We start from the raw sequence: 18,216 nt of genomic DNA on the forward strand, positions 1-18,216 counted from the left end.
AGGAGGCGGCGGCATGAGCCCGTACCTCGCCGCTGAAGACCTCTCGATGTTCGGCACCGACCCCTGGTGGCTGGTCGTCATCAAGGCGGTGTTCTGCTTCGCCTTCCTGATGGTGACCGTGCTGGTCTCCATCGTCATGGAGCGCAAGGTCGTCGCCTGGATGCAGTTGCGCATCGGCCCCAACCGGCACGGCCCCTGGGGCATGCTCCAGTCGCTCGCCGACGGCATCAAGCTGATGCTGAAGGAAGACGTGATCGTCAAGCGCGCGGACAAGGCGGTGTACGTCCTCGCGCCGGTCATCGCGGCGATCCCGGCCTTCATGGCGATCGCGGTGATCCCCTTCGGCCCGGCCGGCAACGAGATCTCGATCTTCGGCCAGCGCACCACGATGCAGCTCACCGACCTGCCGATCGCGATGCTCTACATCCTCGCGGTCGCCTCGGTCGGCATCTACGGCATCGTCCTGGCGGGCTGGAGCTCCGGCTCGACCTACCCGCTGCTGGGCGGCCTGCGCTCCTGTGCGCAGATGATCTCCTACGAGATCGCGATGGGCGCCGCCTTCGCCTCCGTCTTCCTCTACTCGGGGTCGATGTCGACGTCGACGATCGTCGAGCAGCAGGCCGACCGCTGGTACATCGTGCTGCTGCCGGTCTCGTTCATCATCTACATCGTGACGATGGTCGGCGAGACCAACCGCGCCCCCTTCGACATGCCGGAGTCCGAGGGCGACCTGGTCGGCGGCTTCAACACCGAGTACTCGTCGATCAAGTTCGCGATGTTCATGCTCGCCGAGTACGTCAACATGGTCACCGTCTCGGCCGTCGCCACCACGCTGTTCCTCGGCGGCTGGCGCGCCCCCTGGCCGATCAGCACCTTCTGGGAGGGCGCCAACCACGGCTGGTGGCCGCTGCTCTGGTTCACGGTCAAGGTCCAGCTGCTGCTGTTCATGTTCATCTGGATCCGCGGCACCCTCCCGCGCGTCCGCTACGACCAGCTGATGAAGCTCGGCTGGAAGGTCCTCATCCCGGTCTCGCTGGTGTGGCTGATGCTCGTCGCGAGTGTGCGGGCCTTCCGGAACGAGGGCTACGACTTCGCCGACATCGCCCTGTACGTGGGCGGCGGCGTCCTCGCCCTGCTGCTGCTCTCCTTCGTCGCCGACATGTTCCGCGAGAAGGCCAAGAAGGCCGAAGTGCCGGCCGAGACCCCGGCCGCCTTCGACCCGATGGCGGGCGGATTCCCCGTACCGCCGCTGCCCGGACAGGAACTACCGCCGGTCCCGCGCCGCCGCTCGCGCCGTGAGCGGGAGCTGATTGTCAGTGGCGGGCCCGATACTCACAGTGACGGATCTGTGGGCGGATCTACGGATGGAAAGGAGGCGTCCGATGGCTGAGGAACTCGAGCGTTCGAAGGCTGAGGAACCGAAGGACACCAAGCCCGGTTTCCAGAACCCCGTGGCCGGCTTCGGCGTGACCTTCAAGGCCATGTTCAAGAAGCGGCTGACCGAGCAGTACCCGGAGCAGCAGAAGACCACGGCTCCGCGCTTCCACGGCCGGCACCAGCTCAACCGCCATCCGGACGGCCTGGAGAAGTGCGTCGGCTGTGAACTGTGCGCCTGGGCCTGCCCCGCCGACGCGATCTACGTGGAGGGCGCGGACAACACCGACGAGGAGCGCTACTCGCCGGGCGAGCGGTACGGCCGCGTCTACCAGATCAACTACGCCCGCTGCATCCTGTGCGGCCTGTGCATCGAGGCCTGCCCCACCCGGGCGCTCACGATGACCAACGAGTTCGAGCTGGCCGACTCCAGCCGGGCCAACCTCATCTATACCAAGGAGCAGCTGCTCGCCGGTCTCGAGGACGGCATGGTCGACTCGCCCCACGCCATCTACCCGGGTACGGACGAACAGGACTACTACCGGGGTCTGGTGACGGAGGCCGCGCCCGGCACCGAGCGGCAGGTCGCCCACTCCAAGGGCGAGGTCGTGCAGGAGGCCGACTCGACCTTCGGCGGGGCGGAACCGGCGTCGGAGGGAGTGATCGGCCGATGACCGCCCAGCTCGCCGCCTACTCCACCTCCACCGGAGAGGCCGTCCAGTTCTGGATCCTCGGCACCGTCGCGGTGATCGGCGCCCTGTGCACCATCCTGATGAAGAGGGCCGTGCACAGCGCGCTCTGCCTCGCCGGGACCATGATCATCCTGGCGGTGTTCTACCTCGCCAACGGCGCCTACTTCCTGGGCGTCGTCCAGATCGTCGTCTACACCGGCGCGATCATGATGCTGTTCCTGTTCGTGGTGATGCTCGTCGGCGTCACGGCGGCGGACTCCCTGAAGGAGACCATCAAGGGCCAGCGCTGGCTGGCCGCCCTGTGCGGGCTCGGCTTCGGTGTCCTGCTGATCGGCGGCATCGGCAACGCGTCCCTGACGGAGTTCAACGGCATTGGCCAGGCGAACGCCGGGGGCAACGTGGAGGGCCTCGCCGCCCTTCTCTTCACCAAGTACGTCTTCGCGTTCGAGATCACCGGCGCCCTGCTCATCACGGCCGCCGTCGGCGCCATGGTGCTCACCCACCGCGAGCGCACCGAGCGGGCCAAGACGCAGCGGGAGCTCGCCGAGGAGCGCGTGCGCGAGGGCAAGTACCTGCCGCCGCTGCCGGCGCCCGGTGTGTACGCCCGGCACAACGCGGTCGACATCGCGGGCCTGCTGCCCGACGGCACCCCGTCCGACCTCACCGTCAGCAAGACCCTGCGCGAGCGCGGCCAGATCCGCGACGTGTCGCGGGAGGCGCTCAACGACCTCAAGGCCCTGGAGCAGCGGTCCGAGGAGCGTCTCGAGCGCAGGGCGGTCGGGCCGGCGAAGTTCCAGCGGTCCGAGGAGGCGTCGAAGTGAACCCCGTCAACTACCTGTACCTCGCGGCCCTGTTGTTCACGATCGGCGCCACCGGCGTGCTGATCAGGCGCAACGCGATCGTCGTGTTCATGTGCATCGAGCTCATGCTCAACGCCTGCAACCTCGCGTTCGTCGCCTTCTCCCGGATGCACGGCAACCTCGACGGCCAGATCATCGCCTTCTTCACGATGGTCGTCGCCGCCGCCGAGGTCGTGGTCGGGCTCGCGATCATCGTGTCCCTGTTCCGTGCCCGCCACTCGGCCTCGGTCGACGACGCCAGCCTGATGAAGCTGTAAGGGGTCGGAAGAATCGTGGAGAACCTCATTGCGCTGCTGGTGGCGGCGCCCCTGCTCGGAGCGGCGGTCCTGCTGTGCGGCGGGCGGCGGCTGGACGCCGTCGGCCACTGGCTCGGCACCGCGCTCGCGGCCGTCTCCTTCGTGCTCGGCCTGGTGCTGTTCACCGACATGCTGGGCCGGGACGCCGAGAGCCGCGTCCTGAGCCAGCACCTGTTCAGCTGGATCCCGGTCGAGGGCTTCCAGGCGGACGTCGCCTTCCAGCTCGACCAGCTGTCCATGACGTTCGTGCTGCTGATCACGGGCGTCGGATCGCTGATCCACCTGTACTCCGTCGGGTACATGGAGCACGACGAGCGGCGCCGCCGCTTCTTCGGCTATCTGAACCTGTTCCTCGCGGCGATGCTGATCCTCGTCCTCGCCGACAACTACCTGCTGCTGTACGTCGGCTGGGAGGGCGTCGGTCTCGCCTCCTACCTGCTGATCGGCTTCTGGCAGCACAAGCCCAGCGCCGCCACGGCCGCGAAGAAGGCCTTCCTGGTCAACCGCGTCGGCGACATGGGCCTGTCCATCGCGATCATGCTGATGTTCCTGTGGTTCGGCTCCTTCGCCTTCGGGCCGGTGCTCGGCAGCCACGGTGAGGCCGGGCTCGCCGGTGCCGCCGGTGAGGACAAGCTGACCGCGATCGCGCTGATGCTGCTCCTCGCCGCCTGCGGCAAGTCCGCCCAGGTGCCGCTGCAGTCCTGGCTCGGGGACGCGATGGAGGGCCCGACCCCGGTCTCGGCCCTCATCCACGCCGCGACGATGGTGACGGCGGGCGTCTATCTGATCGTCCGCTCCGCAGCCGTCTTCAACGGCGCCCCGGACGCGCAGCTGGTCGTCACCATCGTCGGCGCGGTCACGCTGCTGTTCGGTGCGATCGTCGGTTGCGCGAAGGACGACATCAAGAAGGCCCTGGCCGGCTCGACCATGTCGCAGATCGGCTACATGATCCTCGCCGCCGGCCTCGGCCCCATCGGCTACGTCTTCGCGATCATGCACCTGGTGACGCACGGCTTCTTCAAGGCCGGGCTGTTCCTCGGCGCCGGCTCGGTCATGCACGGCATGAACGACGAGGTCGACATGCGCCGCTACGGCGGACTGCGCAAGTACATGCCGGTCACCTTCGTCACCTTCGGCCTCGGCTACCTGGCGATCATCGGCTTCCCGGGCCTGTCCGGGTTCTTCTCCAAGGACAAGATCATCGAGGCGGCGTTCGCCAAGGGCGGCACCGAGGGCTGGATCCTCGGCGCCTGCGCCCTGCTCGGCGCGGCCATCACCGCGTTCTACATGACGCGCGTGATGCTGATGACGTTCTTCGGCGAGGAGCGCTGGCGCAACGCCCCGACGCCGTCCCCGGCCACGCCGGACGTGGAGCCCGCCGCCGAGACGCGCGGCGAGTACACCCCGCCGCATCCGCACGAGTCGCCGAAGGTCATGACGGTCCCGATGATCGTGCTGGCCGTCGGGTCGGTGGCCGGAGGCGCGTTCTTCAGCATCGGCGACCGGTTCATGCACTGGCTGGAGCCGATCACCGGACACAGCCACGGCAACCCGCCGATCAGCGCGGGCGTGGTCACCGGCGCGACCGTCGCCTGCATGATCATCGGCGTGGCCATCGCCTGGGCCCAGTACGGCCGCCGCCCGGTCCCGGCCGTCGCCCCACGCGGCTCGCTGCTCACCCGGGCCGCCCGGCGCGACCTGCTCCAGGACGACTTCAACCACGTCGTCCTGGTCCGCGGCGGCGAGCACCTCACGCGGTCCCTGGTCTACGTCGACCACACCCTGGTCGACGGCGTCGTCAACGGCACGGCGGCCTCGGTCGGCGGCCTCTCCGGGCGGATGCGCAGGCTGCAGAACGGCTTCGCCCGCTCCTACGCGGTCTCGATGTTCGGGGGTGCGGCGGTCATCGTCGCCGCGACCCTGCTGATGAGGGCGGTCTGATACCGATGTCCTTTCCTCTGCTGACAGTGACAGCGGCACTCCCGGCCGTCGGGGCGATCGCCACCGCCGCCGTACCGGCCGCGAAGCGCACCGCGGCCAAGTGGCTGGCGCTGATCTTCTCGCTCGCCACGCTCGCCCTGGCGGTCACCGTCCTGGTGCGCTTCGACCCGGGCGGCGACCGCTACCAGCTCACCGAGTCCCACGCCTGGATCGCCGACTTCGGCGTCCGCTACGAACTGGGTGTGGACGGCATCGGGGTGGCGCTGATCGCGCTGACCGCCCTGCTGATCCCGTTCATCATCCTCGCGGGCTGGCACGACGCCGACCCCTTGGAGACCGGCAGCAGCCGGTGGCGGCCGACGCAGGGCTTCTTCGCCCTGATCCTGGCCGTCGAGGCGATGGTGATCCTCTCCTTCGAGGCCACCGACGTCTTCCTCTTCTACATCTTCTTCGAAGCCATGCTGATCCCGATGTACTTCCTCATCGGCGGCTTCGGGGACCGTGCCCACGAGCACGGCGAGAAGGCGGCGGCGACACAACGCTCGTACGCGGCCGTCAAGTTCCTCCTCTACAACCTGGTCGGCGGTCTGATCATGCTGGCCGCGGTGATCGGCCTGTACGTGGTCGCCGGGAACTTCTCGCTCCAGGAGATCGCCGAGGCCCGCGCCAACGGCACGCTCGACATGGCGACCAACACCGAACGCTGGCTGTTCCTCGGCTTCTTCTTCGCCTTCGCGGTGAAGGCGCCGCTGTGGCCGCTGCACACCTGGCTGCCCAACGCCATGCAGGAGTCCACCGCACCGGTCGCCGTGCTCATCACGGCGGTCGTCGACAAGGTCGGCACCTTCGCGATGCTCCGCTTCTGCCTCCAGCTCTTCCCGGAGGCCAGCAAGTGGGCCACGCCCGCGATCCTCGTCCTCGCCCTGATCAGCATCATCTACGGGGCGCTGCTCGCGGTCGGCCAGCGGGACATCAAGCGGCTGGTGGCGTACGCGTCGATCTCCCACTTCGGCTTCATCATCATGGGCATCTTCGCGATGACCAGCCAGGGCCAGTCCGGCGCGACGCTCTACATGATCAACCACGGCATCTCGACGGCCGCGCTGATGCTGGTGGCGGGCTTCCTGATCTCCCGGCGCGGCTCGCGGCTCATCGCCGACTACGGCGGAGTGCAGAAGGTCGCCCCGGTGCTCGCCGGCACGTTCCTGATCGGCAGCCTCGCGACGCTGTCGCTGCCGGGGCTGGCGCCGTTCGTCAGTGAGTTCCTGGTCCTGGTCGGCACCTTCACGCGCTATCCGGTGATCGGCATCATCGCCACCTTCGGCATCGTCCTCGCCGCGCTCTACACCCTCGTCCTCTACCAGCGGACGATGACGGGCCCGGTGAAACCGGAGGTCTCCGCGATGCCGGACCTGCGGGTCCGTGAGCTCGTGGTCGTCGCCCCGCTGGTCGTCCTGCTGATCTTCCTGGGCGTCTACCCGAAGCCCGTCACGGAGATCATCGATCCGGCGGTCAAACAGACCATGTCCGACGTACAGAAGAAGGACCCCCAGCCCGAGGTGGAGGCGGCCAAGTGAGCGCAACAGCCGTCCACAGCCTGTGGACAACCGCGGCCGATCCGATCACCAAGATCGACGCACCGAAGTTCGAGTACGGCCAGCTGTCGCCGACCCTGATCGTCGTCGGTGCGGCGATCATCGGCATCCTCATCGAGGCGTTCGTCCCGCGGAAATCGCGCTACTACGCCCAGATGTTCGTGTCCGTCGTCGCCCTCGTGGCCGCCTTCGCCGCGGTCGTGGCGCTCGCGGCCGACGGGTACGGCACGACCAAGGCGCGCATCGCGGCCATGGGCGCGATCGCCGTCGACGGACCCGCCTTGTTCCTCCAGGGCACGATCCTGCTCGCGGCCCTGGTGGGCCTGTTCACCTTCGCCGAGCGGCGCCTGGACCCGGAGGCGCACGGCAACCGCGTCGACTCCTTCGCCGCGCAGGCCGCGTCCGTGCCGGGCAGCGACAGCGAGAAGGCCGCGGTCAAGGCCGGGTTCACCACCACCGAGGTGTTCCCGCTGCTGATGTTCGCGGTCGCCGGCATGCTGATCTTCCCGGCGGCCAACGACCTGCTGACGCTGTTCGTGGCGCTGGAGGTCCTCTCCCTCCCGCTGTACCTGCTGTGCGCGCTGGCCCGCCGCAAGCGGCTCATGTCACAGGAGGCGGCGGTCAAGTACTTCCTGCTCGGCGCCTTCGCCTCCGCGTTCACCCTGTTCGGCATCGCGCTGCTCTACGGCTACGCGGGCTCGATGTCGTACGCGACGATCGCGCAGGTCGTCGACGGCACCGTGCAGGACGTCAACCCGGCGCTCGCCGGCACCATGGGCAACGACGCGCTGCTGCTGATCGGCGCCGCCCTGCTGGTGATGGGCCTGCTGTTCAAGGTGGGCGCGGTGCCGTTCCACATGTGGACGCCGGACGTGTACCAGGGCGCTCCCACGCCGGTGACCGGCTTCATGGCGGCGGCGACGAAGGTGGCGGCGTTCGGCGCGCTGCTGCGGCTGCTCTACGTCGTCCTGCCGGGCCTGCGCTGGGACTGGCGGCCGGTCATGTGGGCCGTGGCCATCGTCACCATGCTGGGCGGCGCGATCGTCGCCATCACGCAGACCGACATCAAGCGGCTGCTGGCGTACTCGTCGATCGCGCACGCCGGGTTCATCCTCGCCGGTGTCATCGCGACCACGCCCGACGGTGTCTCGTCCGTCCTCTTCTACCTGGCCGCGTACTCGTTCGTGACGATCGGTGCCTTCGCGGTGGTGACCCTGGTCCGTGACGCGGGGGGCGAGGCGACGCACCTGTCCAAGTGGGCGGGGCTCGGGCGCAGGTCCCCGCTGGTGGCGGCGGTGTTCGCGGTGTTCCTGCTGGCCTTCGCGGGCATTCCGCTGACGTCCGGCTTCGCCGGGAAGTTCGCCGTGTTCAAGGCGGCGGCGGAGGGCGGGGCCGCCCCGCTCGTCGTCATCGGTGTGATCTCGTCGGCGATCGCGGCGTTCTTCTACATCCGCGTCATCGTGCTGATGTTCTTCAGCGAGCCTCGGCCGGAGGGACCGACGGTGGCGGTGCCGTCGCCCCTGACGATGACGGCGATCGGGGTCGGCGTGGCCGTCACGCTGGTGCTCGGTGTGGCGCCGCAGTACTTCCTGGATCTGGCGGGGCAGGCGGGGGTGTTCGTGCGCTGACCGCCCCGTAACGCCTGGGTGGGACCCGGTCTCCTTCGGGAGCCGGGTCCCACGGCGTTTCCGGGCGGGCTGCCACCGGGCTCAGTCGAACGCATGTCTGGGTGTCGTATCCGTCGGGCGGGACCTGTGGATAACTCCGGGGCTGTCGGTGCGGGCGCCTATGGTGGACGCAGTGGTCGAGGCGCGACGCACGGGGGACGCAACGATGGGCGCTACGGGCGGGACGGGTGTGATGACGGAACTGGACGCGGTGACCGGAGCCGGGGTGACCGGGGCCGGGATCGGCGCGGGCGGCGGCCCCGCCGGGCCCCTCGGCGCCGACGCGAGCGAGGCGCTGGCCGCGCTGCACCGGGTCTTCGGTTACGACGCCTTCCGTGACGAGCAGGAAGCCGTCATCGACCATGTCGTGGCGGGCGGCGACGCCGTCGTGCTCATGCCGACCGGTGGCGGCAAGTCGCTGTGCTATCAGATCCCGTCCCTGGTCAGGCCGGGTACGGGTGTGGTCGTCTCCCCGCTGATCGCCCTGATGCAGGACCAGGTGGACGCGCTGCGGGCGCTCGGCGTGCGGGCCGGGTTCATGAACTCCACGCAGGACTTCGACGAGCGGCGGATGGTCGAGGCCGAGTTCCTCGCCGGTGAGCTGGACCTGCTGTACCTGGCACCGGAGCGGCTGCGGCTGGAGAGCATGCTCGATCTGCTCTCCCGCGGCAAGATCTCCCTCTTCGCGATCGACGAGGCGCACTGCGTCTCCCAGTGGGGCCACGACTTCCGGCCCGACTACCTGGCGCTGTCCCTGCTCGGCGAGCGCTGGCCGGACGTGCCGCGGATCGCGCTGACGGCGACGGCCACGCACGCGACACACCAGGAGATCACCCAGCGGCTGAACATGCCGACGGCCCGCCACTTCGTGGCGAGCTTCGACCGGCCCAACATCCAGTACCGGATCGTGCCCAAGGCGGATCCGAAGAAGCAGCTGCTGAGCTTCCTGCGCGAGGAGCACGCGGGCGACGCGGGCATCGTCTACTGCCTGTCGCGCAACTCGGTCGAGAAGACCGCCGAGTTCCTCAGCCGCAACGGCATCGAGGCGGTGCCGTACCACGCGGGCCTGGACGCGGGCACGCGTGCGGCCCACCAGTCCCGCTTCCTGCGCGAGGAGGGCCTGGTCGTGGTGGCGACCATCGCCTTCGGCATGGGCATCGACAAGCCGGACGTCCGCTTCGTCGCCCACCTCGACCTGCCCAAGTCGGTCGAGGGCTACTACCAGGAGACGGGCCGGGCCGGCCGCGACGGGCTGCCCTCGACGGCCTGGATGGCCTACGGGCTGAACGACGTCATCCAGCAGCGCAAGCTGATCCAGTCCGGCGAGGGCGACGAGGCCTTCCGGCGCCGGGCCCAGGCCCACCTGGACTCGATGCTGGCGCTGTGCGAGACGGCCCAGTGCCGCCGGGGCCAGCTCCTCGCCTACTTCGGCCAGGACCCGGACGCGTCCGGCTGCGGCAACTGCGACACGTGCCTGACCCCGCCGGAGACCTGGGACGGCACGATCGCGGCGCAGAAGGCCCTGTCGACGGTCGTCCGGCTGCAGCGGGAGCGCGGACAGAAGTTCGGCGCGGTGCAGATCGTCGACATCCTGCTGGGGAAGCGGACCGGCAAGGTCATCCAGTTCGACCACGACCAGCTGTCCGTGTTCGGCATCGGCGAGGAGCTGTCCGAGGCCGAATGGCGGGGCGTCATAAGGCAGTTGCTCGCCCAGGGGCTGCTCGCGGTGGAGGGCGAGTACGGCACGCTGGTGCTGACCGAGGCCAGCGGGGCGGTGCTGCGGCGGGAGCGGGACGTACCGCTGCGCAAGGAGCCGAAGAAGCCGGTGACCTCCCGGTCGGGGTCCTCGTCCTCCGGCTCCGGGCGGGGCGAGCGCAAGGGCAAGGCGGTCGCCGCCGAGCTGCCCGAGGAGCTGCAGCCGGCGTTCGAGGCGCTGCGCGCCTGGCGCGCCGAACAGGCCCGTGAACAGGGCGTCCCGGCTTACGTGATCTTCCACGACGCCACCCTGCGGGAGATCGCCACGGTCTGGCCGACGTCGGTGGGGGAGCTCGGCGGGATCAGCGGGGTCGGCGAGAAGAAGCTGGCGACGTACGGGGAGGGCGTGCTCGGGGTTCTGGCGACCCTGGGCGGACCGGTTCCGGCAGCGGGCCCGGCCCCGGCCCAGGACCCCGGCCCGGCTCCGGCTCACGCCCCCGGCCGTGGCGCGGGCGAGCCGGACCACTGGCCGGAGATGGACGAGGAGCCGGAGCCCGACGACTGGATATAGGGCCGGGCTCCTGCCGGGTCAGACCGGTCTTCGGGCCAGCCCGGTCACAGCGCCCGTCCCGCGTACGCCCTGACATCCGCGTCGGAGTCCGTCGTCGCCGTGGCGAGGGCCGCCCGGGCCTCCTCGGTGGTGCGGTGCCGGGTCAGCGCCAGGACGGCGGCCTTGCGGACATCGGCGTTGGTGTCGGCCAGGGCCTTGGCGAGGGCGGGGACCGCCACGTCGGGGTCGGCGACGGACAGGGCCGTCGCGGCTCCGGCCCGCACCTGCCAGGCCGACTCGGACAGGGCGGCCACGGCGCGTGCGGTGAGGGGCGCCGGGCAGCCGGTGGTGCCCAGTGCTCCGTAGGCCGCTGCCCGCACCAGGGCGTCGGGGTCGTCGAGGAGGCCGGTGAGGGCCGCTTCGATCGCGCCCGCGGTGGGATCGGTGCCGACAGGGACATCACTCGCCGGCCGCTCGGCACTCACCGTGGCCAGGCCCTTGGCGATCGCGACCCGTACCTCGCGGGAGGGGTCGGTGCCCGCCGCACCGGCCAGTTCGCCGGCGGCGTCCACCGACACCAGGGCGCGTACGGCCTCGATGCGGACGGCGATGTCGGAGTCGGCGAGGGAGTCCGCGAACAGGGCCGCGTCGCCGAGGCGCAGGGCGCGCAGGACGTCCAGGGCCGCCGCGCGGACCACCGGGTCCGGCTCGGCCAGGGCGGCGGCGAGGCCGTCACGCAGATCGGGCTCGGCAGGGAGCGTCTCCACGAGCTCACGCAGTGACGCGGCAGCGGCGGCACGCACCTCGGCGGCGGTGTCGCGCAGTGCGGCGGCGAGCGCGGTGCCCGTCCCGGGCGGCAGCGTCTCGGTGAGCACGGCGACGGCCTCGCGGCGGACGGCGGGCGCGGGGTCCGTCAAGTACGGCTGGAGGGCGTCGAGTTCGGGCTCCTCCTCGGCGAGGGCGACGAGTTCGAGCAGGCGGGCGGAGGACTCCTCACCGGAAGGGGCGGTGACCGAAGTCTGCGGCGCCGGAGTGGGCTCCGGATCCGCCGTTCCCACCGGGGCCGCGACCGGCGCCACGTCCCGCGAGCCTGCCATGGCCACATCCTCGGCGTGCACCTCGCCGAGGACACGAGACGGACCGCCGACGGGGTCGAAACCGTCGACGGGCACGAGATAGGGAGCCACGGGCCGTGCCGTGAACTCCATCGCACCGGAGGGGGACTTGTGCAGATCGAGGTGGTGGAACCAGGACGCGTCGTCACGCTGGGGGTGGTCGAGGCGCTCGTGATAGAGGCCCCAGCGGGACTCCGTGCGGGCCAGGGAGGAGCGCGCGGCCATCTCCGCGCAGTCGCGGATGAAGGTGACCTCGGCGCAGCGCATCAGCTCGTGCGCGGTGCGGGCGCCCATCTCGGCGATGTCGCTGTGCATCCGCTGGAACGCCTCCAGGGCCAGCGAGAGCCGGGCACCGGACTTGGGCGGGGCCACGTAGTCGTTCACGAAGCGGCGCAGCTTGTACTCGACCTGGGGCTGCGGCGGGCCGTCGGGGTTGCGCAGCGGGCGGTAGATCAGCTCGTGCGCCTCGCGCAGCTGGTCACCCGGCAACTCCCCTTCGTACGGCGAGTACTGGGAGGCGTCCGCGCCCGCCAGGTCACCGAAGACGAACGCGCCGATCATGTAGTTGTGCGGCACGCAGGCCAGGTCGCCGGCCGCGTACAGGCGGGGCACGGTCGTGCGGGCGTGGTCGTCCACGCGGACGCCCGAGGCGGAGTGGCCGCCGCACAGGCCGATCTCGGAGATGTGCATCTCGATGTCGTGGGTGCGGTAGTCGTGGCCGCGGCCGGAGTGGAAGGTGCCGCGGGTGGGGCGCTCGGTGGAGTGCAGGATCGTCTCCAGGGCCGAGACCGACTCCTCGGGGAGATGGCTCAGCTTCAGGTAGACGGGGCCCCGGTCGGAGGCGACCTCCGCCGCGAACTCGGCCATCATCTGGCCCGACCAGTAGTCGGAGTCGACGAAGCGTTCGCCGTGCCGGTTGACCTGGTAGCCGCCGAAGGGGTTGGCGACGTAGGCGCAGGCCGGGCCGTTGTAGTCCTTGATCAGCGGGTTGATCTGGAAGCACTCGATGCCGGTGAGCTCGGCGCCCGCGTGGTAGGCCATGGCGTAGCCGTCGCCCGCGTTGGTGGGGTTCTCGTAGGTGCCGTAGAGGTAGCCGGAGGCCGGCAGGCCGAGGCGGCCGCAGGCGCCGGTCGCGAGGATCACCGCGCCCGCGCGGACCTGGACGAACTGCCCGGTGCGGGTGTTGAAGCCGGCCGCCCCCACGGCCTGCCCCCCGGCGGTGAGGACACGCACCGGCATGACCCGGTTCTCGATGCGGATCCTCTCCCGCATCTCGCGCCGCCGCAGCTGCCGGTACAGGACCTTCTTGACGTCCTTGCCCTCCGGCATCGGCAGCACGTAGGAGCCGGAGCGGTGCACCTGGCGGACGGAGTAGTCGCCGTGCTCGTCCTTCTCGAACTTCACGCCGTAGGACTCCAGCCGCTGCACCATGTCGAAGCCGCGGGTGGCGGTCTGGCGGACGGTGGACTGGTCGACGATGCCGTCGTTGGCGCGGGTGATCTCGGCGACGTAGTCGTCGGGTTCGGCCCGGCCCGGGATGACCGCGTTGTTCACGCCGTCCATGCCCATGGCGAGCGCGCCGGAGTGGCGGACGTGCGCCTTCTCCAGCAGCAGCACGTCCGCGCCGTGCTCGGCGGCGGTCAGGGCGGCCATGGTGCCGGCGGTGCCGCCGCCGATGACGAGGACGTCGCAGGTCAGTTCCTCGGCGTCGGCGAGGGACGGGACGGCCAGGGGGGTGTCCGCAGGGGGGTTCACGGAGGTGGTCACCGGGGTGCCTTTCACGTACCGAGCGAGGTGAGGACGTCGCGCCGCAGGGCCACGCGCGCCGGGTCGTCGTGCGCGCCGCGCTCGCGCGGGCGGGGGATGTCCCGGACGGCGACGAGGCCGCCCGCGCCGAGCAGGGCCACGCGGTCGCCGAGGAACAGGGCCTCGTCCACGTCGTGGGTGACGAAGACGACGGTGGCGCCCGTGCCCTGGAGCACCTCCACCAGCAGGTCCTGCATCCCCGCGCGGGTCTGCGCGTCGAGCGCGCCGAACGGCTCGTCCATCAGGACGGCGCGCGGGCGTCCGGACAGGGCGCGGGCCAGCTGGACGCGCTGGCGCTGCCCGCCGGAGACCCGGTGCGGCAACTGCCGTGCCTGCGAGCCGAGTCCGACCCGCTCCAGCCAGGCCTGGGCCTGCTCCCGGCGCTCGGCGCGGGGCATGCCGCGGATGGCGAGGGGGAGTTCGACATTGGCGCGCAGGGTGCGCCAGGGGAGCAGGGCGTCCTCCTGGAAGACCAGGGCCCGGTCGGCCGACGGGCCGGTCAGCGGCTGCCCGTCCTGGGCGATCTCGCCGGCGAGCGGCGACAGCAGGCCGGCCAGGGTGCGCAGCAGGGTCGACTTGCCGCAGCCCGAAGGGCCGACGACGGTGAGGATCTCGCCGGGGGCGATGTCCAGGTCGACCTGGTCCAGGGCGGTCGCGCCCGGGCGGCCGAGGGAGGCGCCGGTGAGGCTGAGGCGGGTGCCGCGCACGGGGGCGGCGTCGGCGACGGTCTCGGACGAGGCGTTCCGGACGGCCCCGGACGAGGTGTTCCGGTCGGTCCCGGACGAGGCGTTCCGGTCGGTCCCGGACGAGGTGCCCGGGGCAGCCCCGGGCGGGGTGTTCGGGACGGTCTCAGACGAGGTGCTCATCGCGTGCCTCCTCGGATCGGACCCCGCCGGGGACGGCGGCGGGGGCGGCCGGTGCCGTCTTCACGGACCGGTTGGGCCGTGGCGGCCGGGCACCGGGCACGTACGCGGTGCGGGGCAGCCAGCGGGTGAGCCGGCGGCCCAGGAGTTCCACGGCCGTGGAGGTGAGCCAGCCGAGCACGCCGATGGTGACCATGCCGACGAACACGCCGGGGTAGTCGACGACGGTGTAGTCCTGCCAGGTGCGGTAGCCGACGCCGTACTGGCCGGAGATCATCTCGGCGGAGATCACACAGATCCACGAGACGCCGATGCCGACGGACAAGCCGCCGAACACGCCGGGCAGGGCGCCCGGCAGGACGACCGAGCCGAGGATCCGCCACCGGCCGCCGCCCATGGTGCGCACGGCCTCCTCCCACACGGGCGTCAGGGCGCGCACCGCGTGCCGGGTGGAGACCAGGACCGGGAAGAAGGCGGCGGTGCAGGTGATGAAGACGATGCCCTGCTCGTTGGAGGGGAACAGCAGGATCGCGACGGGCACCAGGGCGATGGCCGGGATCGGGCGGATCACCTCCAGCACCGGGCCGAGCAGGTCCTCGGCGAGACGCGAGCGCGCCACGAGCACGCCCGTGGCGACACCGAGGACGGCGGCCAGCAGGAAGCCGGTGAGGATCCGGGTGAGGCTGTCGGTGAGGTCCGTCCAGTAGTCCGGCCCGGACACCCGGGCGGCGAAGGCCCGGGCGACGTCGGTGACCGTCGGGAACTGCGAGAAGCGCAGCCACAGGTCGATGTTCCAGCTGGTCAGCGCCTGCCACAGGCCGAGGGCGGCGACCAGCGACAGGACGCGGAGCGCATACCGCCTCACGATGCCTGCTCCAGAGCGTCGGCGTAGGAGACGACCCGTGCTCCGCCGTGCCCGGCGATGTACGCCTGCGCGGTGTCGGGGGCGACAAAGGGCAGCAGCTTGTCGCCGTCGGCCACCCACACGGCCTTGTCGGCGAACCAGAGGGTGCCGGTGGTGGTGTCGGGGACGTAGGCGGCGCGCAGGTCGTCACGGTGCCCGGCGACGTAACGCAGCAGCTTGGAGGGGGAGTCGAAGGTGACGGTCTTGGAGGCGCCCTTGGGCCAGGCCTCGCTCGCGGCCGGTGCGGGCTTCGTGGCGAGATGCCTGGTGTACGCCGCCGTGCCGAGGGCCTTCTTCACGTACTGGTCGTCGACGAAGGAGTCGACGTCCACGTCCCCGGTGAGCTTCGCCGACTTGAGGATCGAGACGTCCTGCTTCAGGGCGGAGACGAGCTGGGGCTTGATGGCCGGGTCGAAGGTGGCGATGCCGTGATCGCCGTTGTAGAGGTAGACGACCTCGGCGGGCAGGCCCGTCGCCTTCGCGACCTTCTCGGCGGCCTCCACCGGGTGCTCGTTCAGGTAGTCGGTCGCCTCCGCCTGGGCCTTCAGGAACGCCTCCAGCACGGCCGGACGCTTCTTCGCGAAGTCCTCGCGGGCGGTGACCCCGTGGAAGGTGGGCAGGTTCAGCCGGGCGCCGTCGTAGATCGCCTTCGCCTTGCCCTGGAAGGCGAGCAGGCCGGGCCAGGCGACGAACTGGGACAGGGCGTCCGTGCTGCCCGCCGCGAGGGCGGAGGCGCCGACGGAGGGCTGCTGGTTGAGCTTCTCGATGCCGCTGTTCGGATCGATGCCGGCCCGCTGCAGGGCCCGGACGAGCGTGCCGTCGGCGGCCGAGCCGACACTCGTGGAGACCTTCTCGCCCTTCAGGTCCTTCAGGGAGCTCAGCTTGGAATCCGGCGCGGTGACGATGGTGTTGAGGCCGCCGCGGAGGTTGTAGCCGGTGACCGAGACCAGGCGGGTGGGGCTGTTCAGCTGCTTGCCGCGGGCCGCGTTGATGAGGAGCGGGAAGTCTCCCATCGAGCCGATGTCGATCTTCCCGGCGGTCATCTGGGCGGTGATGGGGGCGCCGGTGGCGTAGTCCTGCCAGTCGACCTTGTAGTGGACGCCGTCGTGCAGGGCGTTGAGCTGCTTCTCGAAGGAGCCGAGGGAGCGGAGCAGGGTGCCCGCCGTGACGGTGTTGATCGTTCTGGACTGGTAGCCGACGGTGACGGTGACCGTGGAGCCGCTGCCCGCCTCCGCGTCACCTCCGCAGGCGCTGAGCGGGAGCAGGAGGACGACGGCGGATATAGCGACGACTGTGCGCTTCATGATGGTTCGGGCCTCTCACCGGAGCAGATAGGGCATGTTGACCGTGACGGCTCCGGTGGGGCAGCGAGCCGCGCACGGGCCGCAGTACCAGCACTCGTCGACATGCATGTACGCCTTGCCGTTGCGCTCGTCGATGGCGAGGGAGTCCAGCGGGCACATGTCCACGCAGAGCGTGCAGCCGTCGATGCACTTCGACTCGTCGATGGTCACGGGCACGTCGGCCCGCTGGGGCGCCAAGGGCATGGCTGTCTCCAGGGATGTGCGCGAGCGGGTTGGTTACCGGTTCCGGTGCAGCAGGCCGCTCATGGTGATGCGGTCGCCGCGGAAACGGATGAACTCCAGGTCGACCGGGCGGCCGTCCGCGAGGTGGGTGAGGCGTTCCAGCATGAGGACGGCGGCGCCGCGCGGGGCCTCGAGCACGGCGGCCGAGTGGGTGTCCGCGCTGACCGCTTCCAGGGTGATCTCGGCGTGGCCGAGGCGCTGGCCGGTGACGGCTTCCAGGAGGCGGAAGACGTCGGTGTTCTCCAGATCGGCGCCGAGCAGCTCGGTGCCGATGTCGAGGGGGATGTAGGTGAGGTCGAGGGACAGGGGCAGTCCGCCGAGCCTGCGCAGGCGTTCGATGTAGAGGACGTCGGTGCCGGGTGCGAGCCCGAGGCGGTCGGCGACCGGGGCGGGTGCCGGGGCGGGGCCCATGGTGCGGACCTCGTTGGTGACCCGGCCGTGTTCGCGGAGGGTCTCCGCGAGGCCCATCAGGCGGTCGAGGCCGTGGGGGTACTTGTGGGCCACGACCACGGTGCCGACACCGGGCTGACGCTCCACGAGGCCCTCGGCCCGCAGCAGGTCGAGTGCCTCGCGGACCGTGTTGCGGCTCGCGCCGTACTCGGTGGCGAGGGTCGACTCGTGGGGGAGGACCCCGTCGGGGAAGGCACCGGTGAGCAGCAGTCGCCGGAGCAGGTCCGCCAGCTGCCGTGCCCGGTCGGCGCGCAGCCGTCGCCGCGCGCGGTGGGCGGCGACGGTGGTCGCGGCTCCCTGTCCGGCGTGGTCTCGGATGCGGTCACTGGGCATGGTTCGGACCATACCTATCCGATAGGAAAAGTGGTGTTGCAGGAATGTTGCGCCACCGGGAATGTGACGCGCCCGACGAATGAGCTGGCCGTTTGGCCGTCCCCCGACCGGATCCGCCACCGACCGCCCGGCCGGTGCGGCTACGACAGCGCCGTCAGGCCCGGCGCGAACGCGATCAGCAGGGGCAGCAGCGGCACGAGCGCCGCCGTCGTGGTGGTCAGGGCCCGGTGCCGGCGGCCCAGCCGGGGCGGCGGTTCCAGGAGCCGGTCGACCCGCTCGCCCAGCAGGCGGTGGCTGGAGGCGCAGGACAGGACACCGCGGTGTTGGTTGAGCTCGATCAGGGCCAGGGCCGTGGTCAGGTGGCCGCAGCGGCGGGAGGCCGTGTCGTCGGCGGCCAGTTCGACCAGGCGGTGGGTCTGGTCGCAGAAGTGGGCGAACAGCGGGATGCGGGGGAAGCCGGTGGCCAGGGCGGTGGACAGGTGCAGCAGC

At 70.8% G+C, this 18,216-nt stretch carries 15 protein-coding genes; 8 read left to right on the plus strand and 7 right to left on the minus strand.

Annotated elements, in window-relative coordinates; translation table 11 throughout:
• Positions 1-13: 13 nt before the first annotated feature.
• The 8 genes from nuoH to recQ all read left to right on the plus strand — a co-directional run bounded on the left by nuoH (position 14) and on the right by recQ (position 10,691).
• On the plus strand, positions 14-1,390 hold the full coding sequence (nuoH, locus tag ABT116_RS00395; RefSeq protein WP_351625688.1) for an NADH-quinone oxidoreductase subunit NuoH: 1,377 nt from the start codon (positions 14-16) through the stop codon (positions 1,388-1,390).
• Entirely contained in the window at positions 1,383-2,048 is a 666-nt protein-coding gene (nuoI, locus tag ABT116_RS00400) for an NADH-quinone oxidoreductase subunit NuoI (RefSeq protein ID WP_351625651.1), read from the plus strand. The genes nuoH and nuoI overlap by 8 nt, the downstream gene beginning before the upstream one ends.
• Positions 2,045-2,887, plus strand: a complete 843-nt coding sequence (locus tag ABT116_RS00405) for an NADH-quinone oxidoreductase subunit J (protein WP_351625654.1) — start codon at positions 2,045-2,047, stop codon at positions 2,885-2,887. The genes nuoI and ABT116_RS00405 overlap by 4 nt, the downstream gene beginning before the upstream one ends.
• Positions 2,884-3,183 carry an NADH-quinone oxidoreductase subunit NuoK gene (nuoK, locus tag ABT116_RS00410; RefSeq protein ID WP_003992252.1) on the plus strand — a complete coding sequence of 100 codons (300 nt, stop codon included), beginning with the start codon at positions 2,884-2,886 and terminating at the stop codon, positions 3,181-3,183. The genes ABT116_RS00405 and nuoK overlap by 4 nt, the downstream gene beginning before the upstream one ends.
• A 15-nt stretch (positions 3,184-3,198) precedes the next feature.
• On the plus strand, positions 3,199-5,163 hold the full coding sequence (gene nuoL, locus ABT116_RS00415; protein WP_351625656.1) for an NADH-quinone oxidoreductase subunit L: 1,965 nt from the start codon (positions 3,199-3,201) through the stop codon (positions 5,161-5,163).
• Positions 5,164-5,168: 5 nt separating this feature from the next.
• A complete protein-coding gene (locus tag ABT116_RS00420; RefSeq protein ID WP_351625658.1) occupies positions 5,169-6,740 on the plus strand; it encodes an NADH-quinone oxidoreductase subunit M in 1,572 nt (523 codons plus the stop codon).
• Positions 6,737-8,386, plus strand: a complete 1,650-nt coding sequence (nuoN, locus tag ABT116_RS00425; protein ID WP_351625661.1) for an NADH-quinone oxidoreductase subunit NuoN — start codon at positions 6,737-6,739, stop codon at positions 8,384-8,386. Before ABT116_RS00420 ends, nuoN begins: the two co-directional genes overlap by 4 nt.
• 205 nt (positions 8,387-8,591) lie before the next feature.
• A complete protein-coding gene (gene recQ, locus ABT116_RS00430) occupies positions 8,592-10,691 on the plus strand; it encodes a DNA helicase RecQ (protein WP_351625664.1) in 2,100 nt (699 codons plus the stop codon).
• A gap of 44 nt (positions 10,692-10,735) precedes the next feature.
• Here recQ and ABT116_RS00435 read toward each other — a convergent pair whose 3' ends face one another.
• The 7 genes from ABT116_RS00435 to ABT116_RS00465 form a co-directional block, all read right to left on the minus strand.
• A complete protein-coding gene (locus ABT116_RS00435; RefSeq protein WP_502983798.1) occupies positions 10,736-13,552 on the minus strand; it encodes a fumarate reductase/succinate dehydrogenase flavoprotein subunit in 2,817 nt (938 codons plus the stop codon).
• Positions 13,553-13,563: 11 nt separating this feature from the next.
• The gene (locus ABT116_RS00440) at positions 13,564-14,457 is read right to left on the minus strand and encodes an ABC transporter ATP-binding protein (protein WP_351625673.1); all 894 of its coding nucleotides are present in this window, start codon (positions 14,455-14,457) and stop codon (positions 13,564-13,566) included.
• On the minus strand, positions 14,441-15,319 hold the full coding sequence (locus ABT116_RS00445) for an ABC transporter permease (protein ID WP_351625676.1): 879 nt from the start codon (positions 15,317-15,319) through the stop codon (positions 14,441-14,443). Before ABT116_RS00445 ends, ABT116_RS00440 begins: the two co-directional genes overlap by 17 nt.
• Positions 15,316-16,662: an ABC transporter substrate-binding protein gene (locus ABT116_RS00450; protein ID WP_351625678.1), complete on the minus strand. Its 1,347-nt coding sequence runs from the start codon at positions 16,660-16,662 to the stop codon at positions 15,316-15,318. Before ABT116_RS00450 ends, ABT116_RS00445 begins: the two co-directional genes overlap by 4 nt.
• Positions 16,663-16,677: 15 nt before the next feature.
• A complete protein-coding gene (locus tag ABT116_RS00455; RefSeq protein WP_003992261.1) occupies positions 16,678-16,905 on the minus strand; it encodes a 4Fe-4S dicluster domain-containing protein in 228 nt (75 codons plus the stop codon).
• 33 nt (positions 16,906-16,938) lie between these two features.
• Entirely contained in the window at positions 16,939-17,727 is a 789-nt protein-coding gene (locus tag ABT116_RS00460) for a GntR family transcriptional regulator (protein ID WP_170320979.1), read from the minus strand.
• A 140-nt stretch (positions 17,728-17,867) separates the two neighbouring features.
• Positions 17,868-18,216: M48 family metalloprotease (locus ABT116_RS00465; protein WP_502983799.1), on the minus strand; the 349-nt coding region annotated here is incomplete at its 5' end.

Origin of the sequence: Streptomyces sp. NPDC002130 (assembly GCF_040296465.1) — a bacterium.
In the GTDB taxonomy this organism is placed as follows: Bacteria; Actinomycetota; Actinomycetes; order Streptomycetales; family Streptomycetaceae; genus Streptomyces.

What these genes read in the sequence shown, in the direction of transcription:
- ABT116_RS00450 (WP_351625678.1), bottom strand. Translation starts at nt 16,662, where the DNA reads ATGAAGCGCACAGTCGTCGCTATATCCGCCGTCGTCCTCCTGCTCCCG.
- recQ (WP_351625664.1), top strand. Translation starts at nt 8,592, where the DNA reads ATGGGCGCTACGGGCGGGACGGGTGTGATGACGGAACTGGACGCGGTG.
- ABT116_RS00455 (WP_003992261.1), bottom strand. Translation starts at nt 16,905, where the DNA reads ATGCCCTTGGCGCCCCAGCGGGCCGACGTGCCCGTGACCATCGACGAG.
- ABT116_RS00460 (WP_170320979.1), bottom strand. Translation starts at nt 17,727, where the DNA reads ATGCCCAGTGACCGCATCCGAGACCACGCCGGACAGGGAGCCGCGACC.
- ABT116_RS00420 (WP_351625658.1), top strand. Translation starts at nt 5,169, where the DNA reads ATGTCCTTTCCTCTGCTGACAGTGACAGCGGCACTCCCGGCCGTCGGG.
- ABT116_RS00440 (WP_351625673.1), bottom strand. Translation starts at nt 14,457, where the DNA reads ATGAGCACCTCGTCTGAGACCGTCCCGAACACCCCGCCCGGGGCTGCC.
- nuoI (WP_351625651.1), top strand. Translation starts at nt 1,383, where the DNA reads ATGGCTGAGGAACTCGAGCGTTCGAAGGCTGAGGAACCGAAGGACACC.
- ABT116_RS00405 (WP_351625654.1), top strand. Translation starts at nt 2,045, where the DNA reads ATGACCGCCCAGCTCGCCGCCTACTCCACCTCCACCGGAGAGGCCGTC.
- nuoH (WP_351625688.1), top strand. Translation starts at nt 14, where the DNA reads ATGAGCCCGTACCTCGCCGCTGAAGACCTCTCGATGTTCGGCACCGAC.